20 protein-coding genes are annotated in these 21,816 nt (G+C 72.4%); 10 read left to right on the forward strand and 10 right to left on the reverse strand.

What is annotated here, in order from left to right; translation table 11 throughout:
* Positions 1-7: 7 nt before the first annotated feature.
* The gene (gene mtrA, locus PWG71_RS06410; protein ID WP_073376517.1) at positions 8-685 is read right to left on the reverse strand and encodes an MtrAB system response regulator MtrA; all 678 of its coding nucleotides are present in this window, start codon (positions 683-685) and stop codon (positions 8-10) included.
* 444 nt (positions 686-1,129) lie between these two features.
* On the opposite strand from mtrA, the gene PWG71_RS06415 reads away from it, so the two are divergent.
* The 6 genes from PWG71_RS06415 to PWG71_RS06440 all read left to right on the forward strand — a co-directional run bounded on the left by PWG71_RS06415 (position 1,130) and on the right by PWG71_RS06440 (position 9,016).
* Positions 1,130-2,638, forward strand: a complete 1,509-nt coding sequence (locus PWG71_RS06415; protein ID WP_274808602.1) for a glycerophosphoryl diester phosphodiesterase membrane domain-containing protein — start codon at positions 1,130-1,132, stop codon at positions 2,636-2,638.
* A complete protein-coding gene (locus PWG71_RS06420) occupies positions 2,635-3,258 on the forward strand; it encodes a DUF4129 domain-containing protein (protein ID WP_274808603.1) in 624 nt (207 codons plus the stop codon). Before PWG71_RS06415 ends, PWG71_RS06420 begins: the two co-directional genes overlap by 4 nt.
* Positions 3,255-4,481 carry a DUF4350 domain-containing protein gene (locus PWG71_RS06425; protein WP_274808604.1) on the forward strand — a complete coding sequence of 409 codons (1,227 nt, stop codon included), beginning with the start codon at positions 3,255-3,257 and terminating at the stop codon, positions 4,479-4,481. The genes PWG71_RS06420 and PWG71_RS06425 overlap by 4 nt, the downstream gene beginning before the upstream one ends.
* A gap of 134 nt (positions 4,482-4,615) precedes the next feature.
* A complete protein-coding gene (locus tag PWG71_RS06430; protein WP_274808605.1) occupies positions 4,616-5,599 on the forward strand; it encodes an AAA family ATPase in 984 nt (327 codons plus the stop codon).
* A complete protein-coding gene (locus tag PWG71_RS06435; RefSeq protein ID WP_274808606.1) occupies positions 5,599-6,900 on the forward strand; it encodes a DUF58 domain-containing protein in 1,302 nt (433 codons plus the stop codon). Before PWG71_RS06430 ends, PWG71_RS06435 begins: the two co-directional genes overlap by 1 nt.
* 124 nt (positions 6,901-7,024) lie before the next feature.
* A complete protein-coding gene (locus PWG71_RS06440; RefSeq protein ID WP_274808607.1) occupies positions 7,025-9,016 on the forward strand; it encodes a tetratricopeptide repeat protein in 1,992 nt (663 codons plus the stop codon).
* Positions 9,017-9,028: 12 nt separating this feature from the next.
* On the opposite strand, the gene PWG71_RS06445 is transcribed toward PWG71_RS06440, so the two are convergent.
* The gene (locus PWG71_RS06445; RefSeq protein ID WP_274808608.1) at positions 9,029-9,283 is read right to left on the reverse strand and encodes a DUF397 domain-containing protein; all 255 of its coding nucleotides are present in this window, start codon (positions 9,281-9,283) and stop codon (positions 9,029-9,031) included.
* Between the two features lie 42 nt (positions 9,284-9,325).
* The gene (locus tag PWG71_RS06450; RefSeq protein WP_274808609.1) at positions 9,326-10,330 is read right to left on the reverse strand and encodes a stage II sporulation protein M; all 1,005 of its coding nucleotides are present in this window, start codon (positions 10,328-10,330) and stop codon (positions 9,326-9,328) included.
* A 118-nt stretch (positions 10,331-10,448) separates the two neighbouring features.
* Here PWG71_RS06450 and PWG71_RS06455 point away from each other — a divergent pair, with 118 nt between their 5' ends.
* The gene (locus PWG71_RS06455) at positions 10,449-11,261 is read left to right on the forward strand and encodes an RDD family protein (RefSeq protein ID WP_274808610.1); all 813 of its coding nucleotides are present in this window, start codon (positions 10,449-10,451) and stop codon (positions 11,259-11,261) included.
* 35 nt (positions 11,262-11,296) lie between these two features.
* Here the strand turns inward: PWG71_RS06455 and PWG71_RS06460 are convergent, their stop codons facing one another.
* Together PWG71_RS06460 and ahcY are read right to left on the reverse strand one after the other, a co-directional pair.
* The gene (locus tag PWG71_RS06460; protein WP_274808611.1) at positions 11,297-12,559 is read right to left on the reverse strand and encodes an adenosylhomocysteinase; all 1,263 of its coding nucleotides are present in this window, start codon (positions 12,557-12,559) and stop codon (positions 11,297-11,299) included.
* Between the two features lie 74 nt (positions 12,560-12,633).
* Positions 12,634-14,070: an adenosylhomocysteinase gene (gene ahcY, locus PWG71_RS06465; RefSeq protein WP_274808612.1), complete on the reverse strand. Its 1,437-nt coding sequence runs from the start codon at positions 14,068-14,070 to the stop codon at positions 12,634-12,636.
* 127 nt (positions 14,071-14,197) lie between these two features.
* Here ahcY and PWG71_RS06470 point away from each other — a divergent pair, with 127 nt between their 5' ends.
* Together PWG71_RS06470 and PWG71_RS06475 are read left to right on the forward strand one after the other, a co-directional pair.
* Entirely contained in the window at positions 14,198-14,590 is a 393-nt protein-coding gene (locus PWG71_RS06470) for a MerR family transcriptional regulator (RefSeq protein WP_274808613.1), read from the forward strand.
* Positions 14,591-14,699: 109 nt separating this feature from the next.
* A complete protein-coding gene (locus tag PWG71_RS06475; protein ID WP_274808614.1) occupies positions 14,700-15,836 on the forward strand; it encodes a hypothetical protein in 1,137 nt (378 codons plus the stop codon).
* Positions 15,837-15,893: 57 nt separating this feature from the next.
* Here PWG71_RS06475 and PWG71_RS06480 read toward each other — a convergent pair whose 3' ends face one another.
* The 4 genes from PWG71_RS06480 to PWG71_RS06495 all read right to left on the reverse strand — a co-directional run bounded on the left by PWG71_RS06480 (position 15,894) and on the right by PWG71_RS06495 (position 19,481).
* On the reverse strand, positions 15,894-17,222 hold the full coding sequence (locus tag PWG71_RS06480) for a protein kinase domain-containing protein (protein WP_274808615.1): 1,329 nt from the start codon (positions 17,220-17,222) through the stop codon (positions 15,894-15,896).
* Positions 17,223-17,426: 204 nt separating this feature from the next.
* Positions 17,427-17,603, reverse strand: a complete 177-nt coding sequence (locus PWG71_RS06485) for a Trm112 family protein (RefSeq protein WP_274808616.1) — start codon at positions 17,601-17,603, stop codon at positions 17,427-17,429.
* 64 nt (positions 17,604-17,667) lie between these two features.
* Positions 17,668-19,020 carry a phosphomannomutase/phosphoglucomutase gene (locus PWG71_RS06490; RefSeq protein ID WP_274808617.1) on the reverse strand — a complete coding sequence of 451 codons (1,353 nt, stop codon included), beginning with the start codon at positions 19,018-19,020 and terminating at the stop codon, positions 17,668-17,670.
* A gap of 83 nt (positions 19,021-19,103) precedes the next feature.
* The gene (locus tag PWG71_RS06495) at positions 19,104-19,481 is read right to left on the reverse strand and encodes a DUF3499 domain-containing protein (RefSeq protein ID WP_274808618.1); all 378 of its coding nucleotides are present in this window, start codon (positions 19,479-19,481) and stop codon (positions 19,104-19,106) included.
* A gap of 224 nt (positions 19,482-19,705) precedes the next feature.
* Here PWG71_RS06495 and PWG71_RS06500 point away from each other — a divergent pair, with 224 nt between their 5' ends.
* Positions 19,706-20,101 (forward strand): metallopeptidase family protein, encoded by a 396-nt coding sequence (locus PWG71_RS06500; RefSeq protein WP_274808619.1) that lies wholly within the window; start codon positions 19,706-19,708, stop codon positions 20,099-20,101.
* A gap of 98 nt (positions 20,102-20,199) precedes the next feature.
* Here PWG71_RS06500 and PWG71_RS06505 read toward each other — a convergent pair whose 3' ends face one another.
* Positions 20,200-21,816 (reverse strand): DUF5719 family protein, encoded by a 1,617-nt coding sequence (locus PWG71_RS06505; protein ID WP_274808620.1) that lies wholly within the window; start codon positions 21,814-21,816, stop codon positions 20,200-20,202.

Genomic DNA, 21,816 nt, shown 5'->3' on the forward strand with positions numbered 1-21,816 from the left:
GCGGGTATCAGGCGGTTCCGGCCTTGTAGCCGACCCCGCGAACGGTCACGACGACCTCGGGGTGCTCCGGGTCCTTCTCGATCTTGGCGCGCAGGCGCTGCACGTGGACGTTGACCAGACGGGTGTCGGCCGCGTGGCGGTACCCCCAGACCTGTTCGAGCAGGACCTCGCGGGTGAAGACCTGGCGCGGCTTGCGGGCCAGGGCGACCAGGAGGTCGAACTCCAGCGGGGTGAGGCTGATCTGCTCACCGTCGCGGCGCACGGCGTGGCCGGCGACGTCGATGGTGATGTCGCCGATCTGGAGCACCTCGGGAGCGGGCTCCTCGGTGCGGCGCAGTCGCACGCGGATGCGGGCGACGAGCTCCTTGGGCTTGAACGGCTTGACGATGTAGTCGTCGGCCCCGGACTCCAGGCCCAGAACGACGTCGATGGTGTCGCTCTTGGCGGTGAGCATGACGATCGGGACGCCTGACTCGGCGCGGATCTGACGGCATACGTCGATGCCGTCGGCCCCGGGCAGCATCAGGTCGAGGAGGACCAGGTCGGGTTTGGTCTCGCGGAAGGCCTCCAGGGCCTTGTCGCCGTCGTGGACGAACGAGGGCTCGAAGCCCTCGCCGCGCAGCACGATGCCGAGCATCTCGGCGAGGGCGAGGTCGTCATCGACAACCAGTACACGTCCCTTCATCGGTGTGTCCGGCGCCGGGCGTCGGTACCGCCGGTGAGGCGGTTTCTCGGCGCCTACTCCTCTCTCATCGAGAACTCGAACGTCGTCGGTTCGGTTCGGGTGCGCCGTCATTGTCCTTGGGCGCGGGAACCGTCATTCTCCTCCCACCTTGCCATCTCTTGGAACGGTGGGAAGCGCGGTCGATGTCATTGGGGCCTTCAGAGGCCGTTTTCGGCCGCTTCGGGCGTCCGCCCTGGCCGGGAGGGCGATGGAACTCTTGAGAGCATCCGACCGGCTGGTAACAGAAAGCATACAAAAGGAATGAAGTGAGTCGGTTGCACATGAAGCCGCCCGGACCGCGCCCGACTTCGGGGGAACCGGCCGGTAGGTTGGTGTCCGACACGGAGAGAACGCACCGAGGACCGCTCGCGCAGCGTAACCGAACCTCACGGAGGGCGGGAACAGATGACCCAGGAGGACGACCACCGGAACCCGTCGGGGGAGACCCCGGAGGAGCCCGTGAACGGTGGATCGCCCACGTCCGACGCCCCGGGGCCGGACCCCTGGGCCGCGCCGGGACGGGAGTCGTCGGTCTCCGGGCCACAGGAACCGCAACGTCCCTCCTTCGCGCCCGCCGACGGGGCGTCCGCGGGCGTGCCCGGCTTCGCGGCTCCGGGGTCGGGAGCCCCCTCCGGGCGACCCGGGCAGGCCGGATACGGACAGCCAGGGCACGGGTACACCGACCCGCAGGCCGGCCGGGGATACGGGCCTCCGGGGTACGGGCCTCCGCAGCCGGGACACCCGCAGGACCCGGCGCGGGGCTTCGCCGCACCCGGCAACGGCGGGCAGGCGTACGGCCCGCCCGGTCACGGCCCGCCCGGACAGGGGCACTGGCAGGCCGGTCAGGGACGACAGGGATACGGATACGGCGGCGGGCACCAGGCCCCGCCCCCGGTGCCCAAGCCCGGTGTGGTGGCGCTGCGCCCGATGACCCTCGGGGACATCCTCAACGGGGCGTTCTCGCTCATCCGCCGCAACCCGAAGACGATGGTCGGCCTGTCGATGATCGTCCTGGCGGTCTCCAGCATCGTCAGCTCCATCGGCTTCGGTGGATACATGTCCGACTACGGGACGTTCCTCGACCAGGTGATGAACGATCCGATGTCGGTCGACCCCAACGATCCGATGCCCTTCAGCGCGTGGTCGATCATCGCCGTGTACGGCGGGGGCCTCATCAGCTACGCCGGGACCGTGTTCCTCACCGGCCTGCTCACGACGACGGTCGGCATGGCCGTCCTGGGGCGGAGGCTCTCCCCCGGTGAGACCTGGACCGCGTTCCGCGAGCGCATCGGTCCCGTCATCGGTCTCGCCCTGCTCCAACTGCTCATCGGCATGGGGCTGTCCATGGTCGTCATGGGCGCCACCATCGGTGGCGTGGTCATGGGGGTCGCCGTGTCGTTCGCCGGCAGCGAGGGACTCGGGATCGCCGTCGTCGTCATCTCACTGCTGGTCGGGCTCCTCGGCGGCGGCGCCCTGGCCCTCTGGATCCTCATCCGGATCTACTTCGCCATGCCCATCGTGGTCCTGGAACGCGTCGGCGTCGGCGCGGCCCTGGCCCGCTCCTGGCGGTTGACCCAGGGGAGTTGGTGGCGGGTCTTCGGCATCGTCCTGCTCTCGTTCGTCCTCATCTTCTTCGTCAGCAGCCTGTTGAGCACCCCGTTCAGCATCGTCTCCATCGTTCCCAGCTTCGTCGGGCCCGGGGAACTGTGGGCCGCGGTCGCCTCGGGTGCCGTCATGTACGTGGGCAACGTGCTGGTCTACTCGGTGACCACACCCTTCACCGTCGGAGTGACGACCCTCCTCTACGTCGATCTGCGGATGCGCCGGGAGGGACTGGACCTGCGACTGCACACCGCCGCCCTGTCCGGTCACGACGTCGGACCGGAGATCTACCTGCCGGAGCCGCGCGCGTGATCCCCCTGTTCACGGCCGTCCGGGAGGTGACCGGGGACGAGGGACGGCGTCGTGCGATCGAGGAACTGAGCGACCCGGTGTACGGGGAGCAGGAGCCGTCCCTGCTGGACCGCTTCATGGAATGGCTGATGGGCCTGGAGTTCCCGGTCCCCGGCGGCGGTGGCGGCTGGGGCGTCGTGGTCGTGCTCGTCGTGATCGCCCTCCTGGTGCTCTGGCTCGTGCTGTGGCTGCGTCCGTCCCGGACGCGCCGCGCGGAGGGCGCGGTCCACGAGGGGGTCCCGCTCTCGGCCCGCGATCACCGGACGGCCGCCGAGACCCACGAGAAGAACGGCGAGTACGCCGCCGCCGTCACCGAACGGATGCGCGCGATCAGCGTCGATCTGGAGGACCGCACGATCATCTCCCCCCGTGCCGGCCGCACCGCGACCGAACTCGCCGACGAGGCCGGCCGGGTGCTGCCCGGCGAAGCCGGAGGACTGGCCGAGGGCGCCCGCCTGTTCAACGACGTGGTCTACGGCGACCGGTCGGCGACCGCCGACACCACGCGCGTCCTGCGCGAACTGGACGACCGGCTGCGCGCCGCCCGTCCGGCCCCGGACACCGAGGAGGCCCGAGGATGACCGCCCTCTCCCCCGAGGCCCCTCCCACCGTCCCCTCCTCCTCCGGGAACGGTCCGGTCGGCCCCGACGCACACGACGGTTCGGGTGCCCGGAGGTTCTGGCGGGCCGCCCGCTTCCCCGCGCTCCTGGCCGCCGCGCTCATCACGGTGGCGATCCTGATGTCGTTGGGGAGCGAGCAGTTCCCCACCGGCCACCTGGAACCGGGGAGCGTGGCGCCCGACGGCACCCGGGCCCTGGTGAACGTGCTGAGCGAGGACCGTGACGTCGAGGTGGCCCGCACCTCCCAGGACGCCGTCGAGGAGGTCTCCGCCGCCGGTGACGACGTCGTGCTCGTGGTGTTCATGGACCACCGGCTCCTCCCCGAGGAGCTGGACCGGCTGGCCGACCTGGACGTGGACACCGTGCTGGTGCGCCCGTCCGTCAGATCGCTGGCCGCGTTCGCGCCGGGGGTCGAGATGACCGGGCGCGAACTGCCCGCGGACTTCCTGGAACGCCCCGTGGAACCGCGCTGCGACCTGCCCGCCGCCGAGGCCGCGGGCCCCGCCTACGTCCATGGCGAGCTGTACACCGCGCCCCAGGGGGCCGACGCGGTCGGCTGCTACCCGATGGAGGCCGGTGACGCCCTGCTCCAGGTCGCCGGGAACGGTACGACCACCACCGTGCTGGGCAACGGGAACCCGTTGAGCAACCGGCTGCTGGACCGGGGCGGCGACGCCGCCCTGGCCCTCAACCTCATGGACGCCGGAACCGTGGTGTGGCTGCGTCCGGACCCGCCGCGGCAGGAGGGCGGGGCGACCATCACGGAACTGCTCCCGGCCGGCCTGCGCTGGTCCCTGCTCCCGCTGGCGGCGGCCCTGGTGCTGCTCGCGCTGTGGCGGGGCCGCCGTATGGGCGCGCTGGTGCCCGAGTCGCTGCCGGTCGTGGTGCGCGCCTCGGAGACCACCGAGGGGCGGGCCGCCCTGTACCGCTCCCGCGGTGCGCGCGACCGGGCCGCGGACGCGCTGCGCTCCGGTTTCCTGGAGCGGCACGCCGTCCGGCTGGGGCTGGGGCCGGACGCCTCCCCGGAAGCGGTGGTGGCGGCGGTCGCCGAACGTACCGGAGGCGACCCGCGGGGGCTGCGCGACCTGCTGTACCCGGCGACGCCGGACCCGTACACGGCCGACGACGACGGCCTGCTCCGGCTGGCCGCCGAACTGGACGAACGCGGACGGAGGCTGCGGTGACCGACCCCGGCACCGAACCCGACGCGTCCCCCCGACCCGGGGCCGCCCTCGGGCGGGCACCCGACATCGAACACGGAGCGCCGGTCCCAACGGGGGCCGGCGACACATCAGGTAGCGAGAGAGGTAGACGGCACGTGAGCGCCTTCACACCCGAGGCACTGCCATCGGCCGACGAGGCACGGGCGGCCCTGGTCGCCCTGCGCCGCGAGGTGGCCAAGGCCGTCGTGGGCCAGGACGAGACGGTGACCGCCCTGGTCGTGGCGCTGCTGTGCCGCGGCCACGTGCTGATGGAGGGTGTGCCCGGTGTCGCCAAGACGCTGCTGGTGCGCACCGTGTCGGCGGCGCTGTCGCTGGACCACAAGCGGGTGCAGTTCACCCCCGACCTGATGCCGGGCGACGTGACCGGGTCGCTGGTGTACGACCAGCACACCGCGAAGTTCGAGTTCCTCAAGGGCCCGGTGTTCACCAACCTGCTGTTGGCCGACGAGATCAACCGGACCCCGCCCAAGACCCAGGCGTCCCTGCTGGAGGCCATGGAGGAGCGGCAGGTGACGGTGGAGGGCAGCCCCGTGGCGCTGCCCGACCCGTTCCTGGTCGCCGCCACCCAGAACCCGGTCGAGTACGAGGGCACCTACCCGCTCCCCGAGGCGCAGCTGGACCGCTTCCTGCTCAAGGTGACCGTGCCGCTGCCGCCTCGGGCCGCCGAGGTGGAGATGCTGGGCCGGCACGCGGCCGGGTTCGACCCGGGCGACCTCGCGGCCGCCGGGGTGTCCCCGGTGGCGGGCGCCGCCGAGCTGCGGGCCGCCCGGTCGTCCGTGGAGACCGTGCGGGTGGCTCCCGAGGTGCTCGGGTACATCGTGGACCTGTGCCGGGCCACCCGGCGATCGCCGTCGCTCCAGCTCGGCGCGTCCCCCCGCGGCGCGACCGCGCTGATGCGCACCGCGCGCGCGTGGGCGTGGCTGTCGGGCCGCGACTACGTGACCCCCGATGACGTGAAGGCGCTGGCCAAGGGGACCCTGCGGCACCGGATCTCGCTGCGCCCGGAGGCGGAGCTGGAGGGCGCGACCACCGACGGGATCCTGGAGGGCGTGCTCTCCTCCGTCCCGGTGCCGCGCTGATGGTGGTCACCGGCCGGGCGGTGCTGCTCGCGGGTGTGGCCACGGTCGCCGTGGCCCTCTCGGGTCTGCTGGGCGCGTGGGCGGCGGTGATCGCCGTGGGCGTCGTGGTGGTTCCGCTGATCGTGGACGTGGCGCTGGCGGTGAGCCCGAAGGCGCTGCGGATGTCCAGGTCCGGCGACACGTCGCTGCGTCTGGGCGACTCCGCCCTCGTCGAGGTCCTCGTGAGCAACCCCACCGGACGTCGGCTGCGCGGGAGCGTGCGCGACGCCTGGCCGCCGAGCGCGCACGCCGCGCCGCGCACGTGTCCGCTGCGGGTGGACGCGGGCGAACGGCGTCGGGTGACGACGACCCTCACCCCGACCCGACGGGGCGACGCCCGTGCCGCCGGTGTCACGGTGCGCAGCATCGGCCCGCTGGGGCTGGCGGGGCGGCAGCGCACCCTGTCGGCGCCGTGGGCCGTGCGGGTCCTGCCGCCGTTCCACAGCCGCCGGCACCTTCCGGGCAAGCTGTCGCGGTTGCGGGAGCTGGAGGGGCAGCACACGGCGATGGTGCGCGGACAGGGCAGCGAGTTCGACTCGTTGCGCGACTACGTGCCCGGTGACGACGTGCGCTCCATCGACTGGCGGGCCAGCGCCCGCAGCGACGGGGTGGTGGTGCGCACCTGGCGTCCCGAACGGGACCGGCGCATCCTCATCGTGCTGGACACGGGGCGCACCTCCGCCGGCCGGGTGGGCGACACCCCCCGGCTGGACCACGCCATGGACGCGGCCCTGCTGCTGGCGGCGCTGGCGGGCAAGGCGGGCGACCGGGTCGACTTCCTGGCCTACGACCGTCGGGTCCGGGCCCAGGTGAAGGCGTCCGGCAAGGGCAGTCAGGTGCACCGGATCGTGGAGGCCATGGCCCCGTTGGAGGCGGAGCTGCTGGAGTCCGACCCGGCGGGCCTGGTGAGCACGGTCCTGGGCGCCCAGGGACGGGGCCGTTCCCTGGTGGTGCTGTTGACCGACCTCAACGCGGCCGCGTTGGAGGAGGGCCTGATGCCCCGGCTGTCGGCGTTGACCTCGCGGCACCTGCTGCTGGTCGCGGCGGTGGAGGACCCCGCGGTGGCGGCGATGGCCGCCGAACGCGGCGACTCCGGCGCCCTGTACCGGGCCGCCGCCGCGGAGCGCACCCTGAGCGAGCGCCGCCGGGTGACGGCGGAGCTGCGCCGGTCGGGGGTCGAGGTCGTGGACGCCGATCCCGAGCACATCGCCCCGGCGTTGGCGGACGCGTACATCAACCTCAAGGCCCAGGGACGGTTGTAGGGGGCCGCGGGCCCCGAGGGGCGGGATGGCCGGAACCGGCCATCCCGCCCCTTTCCCGTGTTCACCGCGTCTCGGGGCGTGCGGGCCCTCGGTGGGCGAAGGGGCGGTCGGCCAGTATGGGGGCATGACCGTCCCTCCAGGCCATGACAACGCCGCGCGCGGCGACGTGTACGGGCAGCTGGTCCAGGCCCGCGACATCCACAACGTGACCATCAACGCCGGTGAGCACGCCGCTCCCCCGCCGGGGGCGGACGTGGCGCTGGACCCGCCCCGGCCGGCGACGACCGTGCGCGGGCGGGACGACCTGCTCGACGTCCTGGTGGCGGAGATGCGGGCCGGGGCGTCGGTACCGCACGTGCTGACCGGACCAGGCGGATTCGGCAAGACCACGGTGGCGGCGGCGTTGGCCGAGCGGGCGCGGGCCGAGGGACGGACGGTGTTCTGGGTGCGGCCCGGGAACGTCGCGGCGAGCATGATCGAGGTCGCCGTGGAGCTGGGCGGGTCGCGCCGGGAGGCCGAGGAGGTGCGGTCCACCCGGCACCTGGCGATGCGGTGGGTGTGGCGGCACCTGGACCACGCGCCCCGGCCGTGGCTGCTGGTGATCGACAACGCCGACCGGCCGGAGGAACTGGACCCGGAGCACCGGCCGGGCGATCAGCTGGGGTGGCTGCGGGCGAGCCGGGGCGGGTTCGTGGTCGTGACGACGCGGGTGGACGATCCGGGGCAGTGGACGCCGGCCCGGATCCACCGGGTGGAACCCCTGGGCGGGGGCTCGGCGGGGACGGCGCTGGCCGACCACGCGGGCCTGGAGGGACTTCGGGGCGCCGGGGAACTGGCGGAACGGTTGGGCCGGGTACCGCTGGCACTGGCGCTGGCCGGGCGCATCCTGGCCACGCACCGGGTGCTGTTCCCCGACGCCCGAGCGTTGTCGGCGCACCTGGAGGAGGGCGTGGACCGGCTGGACGAACTGGCCGCGCCGTTCGTCACCGGGGAGGACGTCGACCGGAGGTCGCTGTCGGGGGTGTGGGACCTGTCCCTGCGCCTGTTGGCCGAACGCGAGCCGTACGCGGAGCCGCTGTCCCAGGTGCTGGCGGTGCTGGGCCCGAACGCGGTGCCCGTGCCGCTGCGCCGCCTGCCGGTGTCCGTGCTCGCCGCCGGGCCCCTGGAAGGGCTGGACGAGGTGGGTCTGGCGCGCGCGATCAACGCGCTGGTCGTGCACGGCCTGGTCGCCCTGGGCGAGCACGGCGGGGAGACCGCGCTGCGGATGCACCCCTTGGTGGCGGAGACGATCCGGGCGGGAATCGACACGACGCCCCCGCTGCGCATCGCCGAGGGACTACTGCGCCGGCACGCCGATCACGACCTGCTCCTGGAGGCGAACGCCCACGTGGCGCTGGGCCGCGCCTGTGCCCGCATACGAGGGGACGCACACCCGTCCGTGGTCCGGGCCGCCGTGGCGAACCTCCGCGCGGTCATGCTCTCAGGCCATCGGGAAGCCGCGGAAGAGGCACTGGGCGCGTTGGTGGAGGCGGCCGGGAAGGACATCGGCGTCACCCATCCGGAGGTGATGGCCGCCCGGCACGCCCGGGGCGACGCGCTCCGGGCCCTGGGCCGGATCGAGGAGGCCGAGGAGGTCTTCCGTTCGGTCCACGGGGACCGGGAGGCCGTGCTGGGCCCCGGTCACCCCGATACCTTGAGCAGCCTGCACCAGGTCGCCCTGGTCGCGGGGCTGCGCGGCGACCTGGACGCCGCCGAGCGGATCTTCCGCGACGTGTGGGAGGCCCATGTCGGGAACGAGGAGGAGCTCACCGCGCTTCAGGCACGGGAGAACCTCGCCTGCGTCCTCATGGCCCGCGGTGACCACGACGGGGCGGAGGAAGGGTTCCGGTGGACACGCGGGGTGTGGTCGCGACTGCTGGGTGAGAGGCATCCGAGGACCATCACCGCCGACTACCTTTCCGCCCTCAACGCGGCCGGGCGCGGGGAGCACACCCGGGCCGGCGCGCTGTTCGAGCGGGTCGCGCGGGCGCGGGCGGAGGTCCTGGGCGAAGAGCATCCCGAGACGGTGGAGGCCCGGGAACGCGCGGAACGGTCCCGGGCCGCCGGCGGACGGTGACCGTTCGGGCGTTCAGCCCCGTGACACCGACCGCGTCCAGCCGGACCATTCCCCGGAGCCGATCGAGAGCACCGCGGAGTCCCGGTTCCGGGTGTCGCGCATCAGGACGGTCGTGGCATCGGCGAAGGCGACCTCGACGCAGTCTCCGCCCTTGAGGGAGCTGAAGCCGCTCGTGAACCACGAGAGGGTGTCCGTGATCGCGACCTCGACGCAGTTGGACGCCATGTTGCTGCGGGAACTCTTGAACCATCGGGGAGTCTCGCTCATGGCCCCGATCCTGCCACGCGCGAGCCTTGTCCGATAAGGCGCTCAGGCCACCGGGACCGCCGCCGGGGCGTTCTTGATGTCGCCCGTCTCGCCCTCCAGGTAGGCCCTGCGGCCGACCACGAACACGTACAGGAAGAACAGCACCTCCGCCAGCACGCCGATGCCCAGCGCCACCGGGACCGGGATGTGGCCGGCGACCGTGTTGCCGGTGACGAGGCCCTCGATGAGGCCGGAGATGAAGAGCACCACCGCCAGTCCCAAGGCGGCCGCCACCGCCGCGCGGCCCTCCTCGCCGAAGGCGCGCAGCCGGGTCCGCTCCCCGGGGGAGATGAGCGTCCACCCCAGCTTCAGGCCGATGCCGCCCGCCACGAACACGGCGGTCAGCTCCAGCAGTCCGTGGGGAAGGATCAGGCCGAAGAACACGTCGGCCTTGCCGTGGCCGATCATGAGCCCGGCCATCATCCCGACGTTCACCGCGTTCAGCAGCATCACGTAGAGGGTCGGCAGCCCGAACGCGACGCCGAACACGATGGCCTGCGCGGCCACCCACGCGTTGTTGGTCCACACCTGGGCCGCGAAGGAGCCTCGCGGGTTCTCCACGTAGTAGTTGGCGAACTCGTACTCGACCACCTGGGAGATGTACTCGGGGGTGCCCAGCGCGTGCATCACGGCGGGGTCGGCGACGACCCACCAGGCGACCGCCGCGGCGACCCCCACGGTGCCGGCCGTCATGCCGATCCACCACCAGCGCAGCCGGTACAGGATGGCGGGGAAGACCCGGGTGAAGAAGCCGAGCGCGTCGCGCCAGGCGGGGGCGTGCGCTCCGGTCACCGCCGAGCGGGCGCGCGCCACCAGGGCGGACAGCCGGCCCACCAGGGCGGGGTCCTGACCGGAGGAGCGCACCACCGAGAGGTGCGTGGACACCCGCTGGTAGAGGTCGACGAGTTCGTCGATCTCGGCGCCGTCGAGGGAGCGGCGCCTGCGCACCAGGGCGTCCAGCCGCTCCCAGTCCCGGGCGTGCGCGGCGGCGAAAACGTCGATATCCACGCAAGGGACCCTACCGTCTCGGCATCCGATCCGGTGGCCGGTGGGAACGCGGCACCCGGGTGGCGGGTAGTGTCGGATGCGAAGATTCCCGTTCGGCCCCGAGGGAGAGCGAGCACCGGTGTCCTATCCCGGCGGTGGTGAGGTCCGAGGCGACGCGTACGGCACGACACCCCTGGTCACGGGGGACGCGGTGGTCCTCGACCTGCGCCCGGCCGGGTTCGCGACCCGGGCCGTGGCGTTGGCCCTCGACGCGATCGTGCAGATCGTGCTCGCCATCCTGTTGGGCCTGTTGGTGGGCTGGATGGCCACCACCATGGACCCCGCCGCGACCGCGGCGGTGGGCCTGGGCGGCACGATCCTGATCTTCGTGGGGTATCCGACGGCGTTCGAGACCATCTCGCGCGGGCGGTCCCTGGGGAAGATGGCACTGGGTCTGCGCGTGGTGGGCACCGACGGGTCCCCCGAGCGGTTCCGGCAGGCGCTGGCCCGGTCGCTGACGGGGTTCGTGGAGATCTGGATGACCACGGGCGTGATCGCGCTGATCACGTCGATGCTGAGCGGGGACGGCCGCCGGGTGGGCGACTTCCTGGCGGGCACCGTGGTCGTGGAGGAGCGCACGGGTCGCCCCCGCGAGGAGGTCATCCCCATGCCGCCGCACCTGGCGGCCTGGGCGTCGGGCGTCGAGCTGTCCCGGTTGTCCCCGGAGACCGCGGCGGCGGCCCGGCAGTACGTGCTGCGCTACGCGGAGCTGGCCGAGCACACCCGCCACGAGATGGGGATCCGGCTGGCCGACGCGGTGGCCGCGCAGATCAGCCCGCCCCCGCCGCCGGGTGTCACACCCCCGTACTTCCTCGCGGCCGTGCTCGCCGAACGCCGACGCCGCCACGAGATCGCCCTTCACGAACGGCAGGCCCACCGCCCCACCCGCTGATCGGGGCCTCGACCACGCTCACGGCCGCCCGAGGATCAGGGGTGCCAGGAGCGGAGGTAGGACTCCTGGTCGGGGGTGAGGGTGTCGATGGCCACTCCCAGCGCGGCCAGTTCGAGGCGGGCGACCTCGGTGTCGATCTCGGCGGGCACCTCCACCACACCGGGTGACAGGTCGGGGTGGGCGTGGGCCAGCCAGGCGGCGGTGAGGGCGTGGGCGGCGAAGGACAGGTCCATGACGGCGGCCGGGTGTCCCTCGGCCGCGCCGAGGTTGACCAGCCGTCCCTCCGACAGCAGCAGGACGCGGCGGCCGTCGGCGAACACGTACTCGTCGGCGTGCTCGCGCACCCCCCGGTCGACGGTGACGGCGAGCCGGTCCAGGGCCGGCAGGTCGATCTCCAGGTCGAAGTGGCCGGAGTTGGCGAGGATGGCGCCGTCGCGCATCAGGACGAGGTGTTCCTCGCGGATGACGTCGCGGTTGCCGGTGACGGTGATGAACACGTCTCCGAGCGGGGCGGCCTGGGCCATGGTCGCGACCGTGTACCCCTGCATGACCGCGTCCAGGGCCTTGACCGGGTCGACCTCGGTGACGATGACGCGGGCGCCCATGCCGCGGGCGCGTTCGGCCAGGCCGCGGCCGCAGTAGCCGAACCCGGCGACGACCACGGTGCGGCCCGCCAGCATGGTGTTGGTGGCCCGCAGGATGCCGTCGATGGTGGACTGGCCGGTGCCGTAGCGGTTGTCGAACATGCGCTTGGTGGCGGTGTCGTTGACCGCGACCATGGGCAGGCGCAGTTCGCCGTCGGCGCTCATGCGGCGCAGCCGGATGACGCCGGTGGTGGTCTGCTCGCAGCCGCCGAGCACGCCTTCGAGCAGGTCGGGGCGGATGGCGTGGAGGGTGTGGACGAGGTCGCAGCCGTCGTCGAGCAGCAGGTGGGGCCGGGTCTCCAGGACAGTGATCAGGTTGCGGTCGTAGGCGGACGGGTCCATCCCCGCCCAGGCGTGCACCGCCACCCCGTACTCGGCGACCAGCGCGGCCGCGGTGTCGTCCTGGGTGGACAGCGGGTTCGAGGCGGCCAGGGCCACCTCGGCGCCGCCGGCCCGCAGCACGCGCAGCAGGTTGGCGGTCTCGGCGGTCACGTGCAGGCACGCCGCGACGCGCATCCCCTCCAGGGGGCGTTCGACGGCGAAGCGCCGGTGGACGCTGCGCAGTACCGGCATGGAGCGCTCGGCCCAGGCCACCCGGCGCACCCCGGCCGGGGCCAGGGCCAGGTCGGCCACCTCGTGTGGAATCCCGGTCATGGACCGCCCGTTCCCGTATTCGTCCGCACGCCTCCGGGGCCGGCACCCGCCGGCCCCGGAGGTCGATGGGTCCGCTAGTAGCGGTAGTGGTCCGACTTGTAGGGGCCGGCGACGTCCACGCCGATGTAGGCGGCCTGCTCCTTGGTGAGCTCGGTCAGCTTGACGCCGAGCGCGTCCAGGTGCAGACGGGCGACCTTCTCGTCGAGGATCTTCGGCAGCGTGTACACGCCGATCGGGTACTCGTCGGGCTTGGTGAACAGCTCGATCTGCGCGATGACCTGGTTGGTGAAGCTGTTGGACATCACGAAGCTGGGATGGCCGGTGGCGTTGCCCAGGTTGAGGAGCCGGCCCTCGGACAGCACCAGGACGGTGTGGCCGTCGGGGAAGGTCCACTCGTGGACCTGCGGCTTGATCTCCTTCTTGACGATGCCCGGCACCTTGGCCAGACCCGCCATGTCGATCTCGTTGTCGAAGTGACCGACGTTGCCGACGATGGCCTGGTGCTTCATCGCCGTCATGTGCTCGGTCATGATGACGTTGAAGTTGCCGGTGGTGGTGATGAAGATGTCACCGGTCCCCACCACGTCCTCCAGGGTGGTGACCTGGTAGCCGTCCATGACGGCCTGGAGGGCGTTGATCGGGTCGATCTCGGTGACGATGACGCGGGCGCCCTGGCCGCGCAGCGCCTCCGCGGCGCCCTTGCCGACGTCGCCGTAACCGCACACCACGGCGACCTTGCCGCCGATGAGGACGTCGGTGGCGCGCATGATGCCGTCCGGCAGCGAGTGGCGGATGCCGTACTTGTTGTCGAACTTGCTCTTGGTGACCGAGTCGTTGACGTTGATCGCCGGGAAGGCGAGCGTGCCCGCGCGCTGCATCTCGTACAGGCGCAGGACACCGGTGGTGGTCTCCTCGGTGACGCCCTTGATGCGACCGGCGATGGCCGTCCACTTGTCCGGGTCCTGCTTCAGGCTCGCCTGGAGCAGCTTGAGGACGACCTCGAACTCCTCGCTGTCGGCGGTGGAGGGGTCGGGGACGGCCCCGGCCTTCTCGTACTCGGCGCCCTTGTGGACGAGCATGGTGGCGTCGCCGCCGTCGTCCAGGATCATGTTGGGGCCCTCACCGCCGGGCCAGGTGAGCGCCTGCTCGGTGCACCACCAGTACTCCTCCAGCGTCTCGCCCTTCCAGGCGAAGACGGGGACGCCCTTGGGGTCCTCGACGGTGCCGTCGGGACCGACGACGACCGCGGCGGCGGCGTGGTCCTGGGTGGAGAAGATGTTGCAGCTCACCCAGCGCACCTCGGCGCCCAGCGCGACCAGGGTCTCGATGAGGACCGCGGTCTGGACGGTCATGTGCAGGGAGCCCATGATGCGGGCGCCCTGGAGCGGCTTGCTGTCACCGTACTCGGCGCGGGTCGCCATGAGACCGGGCATCTCGTGCTCGGCGAGCCGGATCTCGTCGCGGCCGAAGTCGGCCAGGGACATGTCGGCGACCTTGAAGTCGAAAGCCATGCGTTCCTCACTCGTGATGGTCGTAGCGCATCCGATTCTAGGCCCGCCGGCCCGACATCGGAGCGAATCTGACAATGGAACGTCAGATGGCGTCGATGTGGGGGGCGGGCTCGGTTAGGGTCGCTGCATGGCCCTGGACGACACCACGATCGCGCACGGCGGTCCCGTGCCCATCTCGGCGGCGGCCGAACGGCTGGGGACGACCCCGCGCATGCTCCGGTACCGGGAGGGTCTGGGGCTGTTGCCCCGTACCCAGGAGCAGCCCACGGGACGCGGACACCGGCACCGCCGGTTCACCGAGGAGGACCTGCGCACCATCGCGATGGGACTGGACCTGGAGCGGGAGTTCGACATCCCGCCGGCGGCGCTGGCCTTCGCGTTGCGCGTGCTGTCCGAGCCCGAGGTGCTGACCCGGGTGCGCGCCCACGGGGAGCGGCTGGGCCGGTTGGCGCCCGCCCCGGCCCGCGCCCTGGACTTCGAGAAGCAGAAGGCGATGCGGCTGCTCGGTCGGCGTCCGTGATCCGACTCCCCCGACCGCCGAGGGTTCACACGCGGTCGCGGCCGGTGGCGGACACGGCCGGGGCCCTCCGTCATGTTTCGCCCGAGTGTCCACGGGCTACGGAGACAGCGTGGATACCCTACGTCTCAGCGCGGACCCGGGTCGGTTCCCCGACCGCGTACGCGAAGAGCTCACCGATGTCGACCGGCTGCGCAGGATCTGGGCCGAGCATCGACAGGCCTGGCCCCGCGAGGAGCGCGAGACCGCGCGCCGGGACCTGATCCGCGCCCGGATCCGTGAGGCGGGCGTCGACGGCGCGCTCGCCGACCTCCTGGTGTCGGCGACGGTGGACGGAATGGCCGGGCGGGCGCTCACCCGCGAGTACGCGGCCGAGCTCGCCGAACTCGTCCACTCCCTGCCCGACCCGGGCCCCTTCCGCGCTCCGAGGAACCCCCTGACCCTGGAGTACGCCCACCTCGTGGCCGATCCGGCCGCCGTTCCGGGTCACCCCCTGGTACGGGCCGCGGTGATCTACATCGAGACGTTGGCGATCGTCACCGAGCTGGACGAGGGACGCGAGGCGCCACGGCTGCTGCCGTGGGTGACGGCCGCCCTGGTACTGCGCCGGTCGGACTTCCCGCCGCTGCCCCCGACGCACCCGCCCGCGCACACCGGCCTGTCCCCCGAGGAACGCCTGGCCGAGACCGTCTCCGCCATGGCCCGCGCGGTCATGACGGCGTTGCGCGACGAACTCGGCTGGACGCCGCCGGGGGCGCCGCCCCCGCCACGGGGGCCGGTGCCGCCGTTGGCGGCGGTGACCCGTCGCCGGATCCTCGATTACCTGCGTTCGCGCCGGGAGCCGGTCGGTCTCATCCTGCGCGCACTGGATCCCGGGGCCCGGGTCCTGGTGCGTTCGGGCGGCTTCGATGACACGGAGGAGGGCGATCGCCCCTCCGAGACCGGGCGCGCCGTGCTCACACCCGGCGCCGCGCACTGGTGGAGCACCCTGGAGCTGGCCGTGGGGGAGGCGGTGCTGACTCTCACGGTGGTGACCCAGGAGATCGGGCGACCCCGCACGGGCGTGCTGGCGGTCATCGTGGACGGGAGGCTGACCACGGCGGAGGGGGCGCGCGACGTGCCGGGGGTGTCGATCGCCGACAGTGTGACCGTGATGCCCACGGACTGTGTGGACGACCGGTGGCCGCAGATCCGCGATCTGGTCGACGAGGCCGTCTCCCAGGCGATGGGGGCGCTCACCCGCGTCTGATCCGGGAGACACGGCGGGCCCGGCACCGCACGGTGCCGGCCCGGAAGGACGCGCGGGTCAGTTGGCCACGATGATGAGGACCAGCAGCAGGACCAGGATCAGGATGGTCATGAGCACCGCGGGGATGACCCAGCTCTGCTGGAGGATCGAGTCCTCCTGCGGCTGCCTCCGCGACACCGGGGGCCCGTAGGTCTGGTTGGGGTTGCCGGTGGCGAGCGGGTTGCCGTACGGCTGCTGCGGATAGGGGGCGACCGGTCGCGGGTTGGACGGCCCGGGGTGGCCGTGCATCCCCATGGGAACGCCGCCCTGCTGGGGATTGGAGGTGCCGGGGTGTCCGGGCAGACCGGGCCGGGGGTTGGACATCCCGGGGTGGCCGTGGAACCCGGGGCGCGGGTTCGAGGTGCCGGGGTGCCCGGGGAACCCGGGCCGGGGGTCGGACGCGCCGGGGTGGCCGAACGAGCCCTGGGGGCCGGTCGGCGGGCGCACCGCGGGCATCCGGTCGCCGCCGATGAGGCCGGTCTGGGCGATCTGCTCACCCTGTTTGACGGCGTCCTCGGTGGAGGGTGCCGCCTCGGTGTCCTCGTGGCCGAGGAGGCGCATGAGGAGTCTCTGGGCGGTGGGCCGGTTCGCGGGGTTCTTGTCGAGGCAGGTGGCGACGATGGGGCGCAGCTCCTCGTCGACGTCCTCGATGTCCGGCGGGGCGCTGATGACGCGGTGCACGACCGCCGGAACGGTGTCGGAGCCGAACGGCGCACGGCCGCTGGAGGCGAACGCGATGACGCAGCCCCAGGCGAAGATGTCGCACTTGTCGGTGATGCCGTGGCCCTCGATCTGCTCGGGCGCCATGTAGGAGGGCGTGCCGACGATCGAGTTGGTCATGGTGGCGGTGCCGTCGTCGATCCGGGCGATGCCGAAGTCGATGACGCGCGGCCCGTCCGGGCCGAGCAGCACGTTGCCGGGCTTGAAGTCGCGGTGGACGATACCGGCCTTGTGGATGGCGACGAGCGCGGTGGCGGTGGAGACCGCCAGCCGCTGGAGGGCCGAACCGCGCAGCGGGGCTCCCTTGGAGACGGTCTCCTGGAGGTCTCTGCCGGGTACGAACTCGCTGACCACGTAGGGCGGGTCGCCGTCGAGTCGCGCGTCGATGATCGCGGCGGTACAGAAGGAGGCGACCTTCTGCGCGGCGCGGACCTCCTTCTCGAACCGCTTGCGCAGGTCGCTGTCGCGGGACCACTGGTCGTTGAGGACCTTGACCGCGTACTCGTCGCCCTGGGGGTCCTCCGCCAGGTACACGATGCCCTGGCCGCCCTTGCCCAGACGTCCGGTCACGCTGTAGTCGCCGAACGCGGAGGGATCGCTCGGCTGTAGCGGTTCGGGACCGGGCATCGGTGTCCTCCAGGGAGGTCGTGGTGAGCGGGGGTGAGCACGAACAGGGTACGGGCCGTGGGGGTGGGGGATGGTGCGTCCGTCACCCCTCGGAGACGAAGTCTCTCACTTCGCCGTACCCGCTATGACTACCGGAACGTTCATAACGTTCCATCCGGAACCGACATGGATTCCGTTCCCCGCCCGCCGCCCGCCGCCCGGGGCTCAGCCGACCTTGCGGGCCTCGTCGACCAGCAGGACCGGGATGCCGTCCCGGATCGGGTAGGCCAGACCGCTCTCGTCGCAGACCAACTCGTCGGTCTCGGGGTCGTGGCGCAGCGGTGCCTGGCTCTGCGGGCAGGCCAGGATGTCCAGCAGCCAGTCGTCGATCTTCGTGCTCATGGTCCTCGTTCCTCATCGTCCCGGGTGGGGCGGCCGGCCGCCCCACCCTCCATCATGCCCCCTCTCAGGAGCGGACGATGGCCAGGACCTCGTCGCGCAGCCCGTTGACCGACTCCGCGTCGGCGGCCTCGACATTGAGTCGCAGCAGCGGCTCGGTGTTGGAGGCGCGCAGGTTGAACCAGGAGCCGCCGGGCAGTTCGACGGTCAGCCCGTCGAGTTCGTCGACGGTGGCGCCGTCCCGGTCGGCGAAGGCCTCGCGCACGGCGACCATGCGCTCGGCGGCGTCGGCCACCTCGGAGTTGATCTCACCGGAGGCGGCGTAACGCGAGTACTCGGCGGTGATCTCCGACAGCGGGCGTCCGTCGGTGCCCAGCACGCGCAGGACGTGCATGGCCGCGAGCATGCCGGTGTCGGCCTTCCAGAAGTCGCGGAAGTAGTAGTGGGCGGAGTGCTCGCCGCCGAACACCGCGCCGGTCTCGGCCATGGTGGCCTTGATGAAGGAGTGGCCGACCCGGGTGCGCATCGGCACGCCGCCGTGTTCGCGGACGATGTCGGGGACGGCGTGGGAGGTGATGAGGTTGTGGATGATCGTCGACCCGGGGTGCTTGGCGAGTTCCTGGACGGCGACCAGGGCGGTGATGGCGGAGGGCGGCACGGCGTCGCCTCCCTCGTCCACGACGAAGCAGCGGTCGGCGTCGCCGTCGAAGGCCAGGCCGATGTCGGCGCCGGTCTCGCGGACCTTCTTCTGGAGATCGACGATGTTGGCCGGGTCCAGGGGGTTGGCCGGGTGGTTGGGGAAGGTGCCGTCGAGCTCGAAGTAGAGCGGCACGATCTCCAGGGGCGCTCCTTGTTCCAGGACGGCGGGAACGGTGTGGCCGCCCATGCCGTTGCCGGCGTCCACGACGACCTTGAGCGGCCGGATCCCGGACAGGTCCACCAGGGAGCGCAGGTACTCGGCGTATCCGGAGAGCAGGTCCTGCTCGGTGACGGTGCCGACCGGGCCGTCGTGGGCGGGCACGCCCTCCTCGGCGAGCCGGCGGATCTCCGTCAGTCCGGTGTCGGAGCTGATGGGGGCGGCTCCGGCCCGGCACATCTTGATGCCGTTGTACTGGGCGGGGTTGTGGCTGGCGGTGAACATCGCGCCGGGCAGGTCGAGGGCTCCGGAGCCGTAGTAGAGCAGGTCGGTGGAACCGAGCCCGGTGAAGACCACGTCCACGCCCTGGCCGGTGACCCCGTCGGCGAAGGCCCGGGCCAGTTCCGGCGAGGAGGGCCGCATGTCGTGGGCGACCACGACGGCCGGTCCGCCGACGACCCGGGCGAAGGCCGCGCCGATCGCCCGGGAGATGTCCGCATTGAGCGTGTCCGGAATCACACCGCGTACGTCATATGCCTTGAAGATGCCTGCGAGGTCTGCCACGTCTTCTCCGGCCGGGTCGTCCTGCTCCGAATGGTCGCCGCGCGGAGGCGGGCCGCGCGCGGTACCAACCTAGCAAGCGGTCTCTAGGCACGGGGATCCGGACGCGACGGGTCGGAGCGGACCACCCGCAGATGTCCACGACGCATGGTGTCGGCGCCCTCCTCGACATCGTCGGGCGGGCGCGCGGGCGGGCGCGCCGCCTCACGTACGGCGTCCGCGAGGGCCTCCAGGTCGTCGCTACCGGGACCTCCGCCCACCGTCTCGACGGGGAGCCGGACGACCTCCCATCCGCGCGGCGCCGTCAGGCGGTCGGCGTGCATGGCGCAGAGGTCGTAACAGTGCGGTTCCACGTAGGCGGCGAGCGGACCGAGGACGGCCGTCGAGTCGGCGTAGACGTACGTGAGCGTGAAGACGGCGGGTTGCCGGCAGGCGGTTCGGGAGCAGCGTCGAACAGGGCTCACAGCGTTCGACTGTATGCCTTTACTGAGGGACACGCCAGCATCGTTCCACGACCTCGTCCGTTTCGTGGTCTCCAACGCGATACCGGTGCCGCTCCGAGTCCTTCGGGGCGCCCGAACGAAGGATCCGGGCACGAGCGTGCCGGGCGGGACTACGCGTGGCGCCCGCGATGGCTTAGTCTCGAAGTGTGCGACGAGTGCGCCCTTCTCATGGCCAACCAGACCGAGTGCGACGCCGGGACCGCCGGGGCCGAGGCATTCGCGGTCCTCTCGTGCCCTCCGACCTGCCGGTGTCCCGCAGCCGAGCGCAGGCCTTCGACGACCTCGTCCTGGACGCGGTCGAACGCCTGGAAAGGTTGTGGGCGCGTGAACTGGCGAATGTCGACTTCCTCGTGGAGGACGTGCCCCCGGTTCCGCCGCAGGGTCCGCTGACCGAGGCGATCCCCTTCTCCCGTTTGGAGACCGACCCCTCGGGCCGGGCCCGCATCGTGGTGTACCGGCGTCCGTTGGAGATCCGGACCAAGGACCCGGAGGAGATGGCCCTCCTCGTCCACGAGACCGTGGTCGAAGAGGTCGCCAACCTGCTCGGTGTGGAACCGGAATCGGTCGACCCCGAGAGTTGACCGGACCGATGTCCGCCCGGCGGCGATGGCCGCCGGGCGATCAGTGCTGACCGACGCCGGGGCATCGGTGCCGGGCCGCGGGTCCCGACCGTCCACGGTCAGGGGACCACGCCCACCATGGTGTCGCGGACGACCGGAAGGGCCACCTCGACGGGCGCGGGACGCACGGGCAGCACGCTCCGCCCGTCGCCGTCGGCGATGATCCGGGCGACGTAGAGCGGCCCGGAACCCTCCAGCAGGTCCAGTCGGACGGCGTACCCGTCCTCCTCGTCGGCGCCCGACGGGGAGGCCCAGCCGTCGTCGCCGCCGAACAGGACGGTGGTGCCCGCCGCGACCTCGGTGCGGACCGAGTCGCCCTGGGTCCCGTCGGCCCCGATCGGGGTGGCCATGAGCCGGACGTCCCCCTCGGGGGCGCCCAGGACGAGCCGGGTGTCGGTGCCGACGGGGACGTCGGGAAGCACCGCCGTGGTGTTCAGGGGGAAGGACAGCGGCGGGACCGACGAGGTGTAGGCGGTCTCCAGGACGGCCGGGCGATCGTCGTCGGCCCCGTCCTCCTCGTTGAATTCGGCGGCGACGCCCACGACCACGGGAACGTCCGATTCCACCATCACCGTGCCGGGTGCGCCGCCCAGGGCGGTGTCCAGGCTGATCCGCGCAGAGGCCGCCGGAGGGACCTGGAGTTCGAGCGGGTCGGCGGCGACGCCCTCCGAGGCGTCGTCCGCCTCGTCCGTCTCGTCGCGCTGCGACGTGATGACGTGGACCCGCACCGAGGCGGGGTCGTCACCGGGCGCGGTGACGATCAGGTGGCGCCGGCCGGCACCCGGCGGGACCCCCGGGACCACGTGTTCGAGGGCGGGTGCGGCGGTGGGCGGAACCCAGTCGACGGGGCCCTCGACGTGTTCGGCGAGCAGGGAGGCGGCGACCCGGCCGGTGCTGGTGCGCACCTGGACGCCGATACCGCCGATGCTCTGCGACAGTTCGGTGATGTCCAGGGTGGTGGACTCGCCCGGGAGCATGGAGATACCGCGACTGTCGAGGGAGTACGAGGGTCCGCCGCCGGTGTGGATGTCGAGGCTGACGGTGGCGCGGGAGGTCTCGGGGTTGGTGAGGTGCACGACGATGGACTCCAACCGGACCCCCTCGCTGTCACCGCCGCCGGGCAGGGCGAACCAGGTGCTCACCGAGGGCTCGGCGCAGCGCACCTCGGTGACGCCGTCCTCGGCCACGGTGACCTGACCCGATTCCAGGCCGGAGGCGAGTGAGCCCCGGGCGTGGATCGCGGTGGGCCCGGTCGCGTCGGCGGTGTCGACGCTCCACACGTTGCCGGGTTCGGTGAGCTCCTCCCCGAGGATCAGGTCGGGGTCGCCGGAGGTCCCGCTGGAGGTGCCGGCGTCCTCCGACCCCCCTTCCCCCGCCGTCGCGTCACCCTCCTCGGCGCCGCCCTCCCCGGGCGCGGGCGGAACGGGGACGGCCCACAGTTGGCCGGTGTCGTCACGGCTGACCCGGGGGGCGTACGCGGCGACGACGCTGTCGGCGTCGGTGTCGTGCGGGACGGGGCAGACCCGCAGGGCGTGGGTGGGGCGGACGGTCCCGGGCCGCGTGACGCCGAGTTCGGCCGTCACCGGCCCGGTGATCAGCGCGATGCCGAACAGCGCGGCCAGGGCCAGCGCGACCAGACCGAACAGCGCGAACCGGTTCTCCACGATGAGTCGCAC

Origin of the sequence: Nocardiopsis sp. N85 (genome assembly GCF_028882275.1) — a bacterium.
GTDB lineage: Bacteria > Actinomycetota > Actinomycetes > Streptosporangiales > Streptosporangiaceae > Nocardiopsis > Nocardiopsis lambiniae.

What these genes read in the sequence shown, in the direction of transcription:
- ahcY (WP_274808612.1), bottom strand. Translation starts at nt 14,070, where the DNA reads ATGGCTTTCGACTTCAAGGTCGCCGACATGTCCCTGGCCGACTTCGGC.
- PWG71_RS06460 (WP_274808611.1), bottom strand. Translation starts at nt 12,559, where the DNA reads ATGACCGGGATTCCACACGAGGTGGCCGACCTGGCCCTGGCCCCGGCC.
- PWG71_RS06440 (WP_274808607.1), top strand. Translation starts at nt 7,025, where the DNA reads ATGACCGTCCCTCCAGGCCATGACAACGCCGCGCGCGGCGACGTGTAC.
- PWG71_RS06415 (WP_274808602.1), top strand. Translation starts at nt 1,130, where the DNA reads ATGACCCAGGAGGACGACCACCGGAACCCGTCGGGGGAGACCCCGGAG.
- PWG71_RS06435 (WP_274808606.1), top strand. Translation starts at nt 5,599, where the DNA reads ATGGTGGTCACCGGCCGGGCGGTGCTGCTCGCGGGTGTGGCCACGGTC.
- PWG71_RS06425 (WP_274808604.1), top strand. Translation starts at nt 3,255, where the DNA reads ATGACCGCCCTCTCCCCCGAGGCCCCTCCCACCGTCCCCTCCTCCTCC.
- PWG71_RS06470 (WP_274808613.1), top strand. Translation starts at nt 14,198, where the DNA reads ATGGCCCTGGACGACACCACGATCGCGCACGGCGGTCCCGTGCCCATC.
- mtrA (WP_073376517.1), bottom strand. Translation starts at nt 685, where the DNA reads ATGAAGGGACGTGTACTGGTTGTCGATGACGACCTCGCCCTCGCCGAG.
- PWG71_RS06445 (WP_274808608.1), bottom strand. Translation starts at nt 9,283, where the DNA reads ATGAGCGAGACTCCCCGATGGTTCAAGAGTTCCCGCAGCAACATGGCG.
- PWG71_RS06480 (WP_274808615.1), bottom strand. Translation starts at nt 17,222, where the DNA reads ATGCCCGGTCCCGAACCGCTACAGCCGAGCGATCCCTCCGCGTTCGGC.
- PWG71_RS06485 (WP_274808616.1), bottom strand. Translation starts at nt 17,603, where the DNA reads ATGAGCACGAAGATCGACGACTGGCTGCTGGACATCCTGGCCTGCCCG.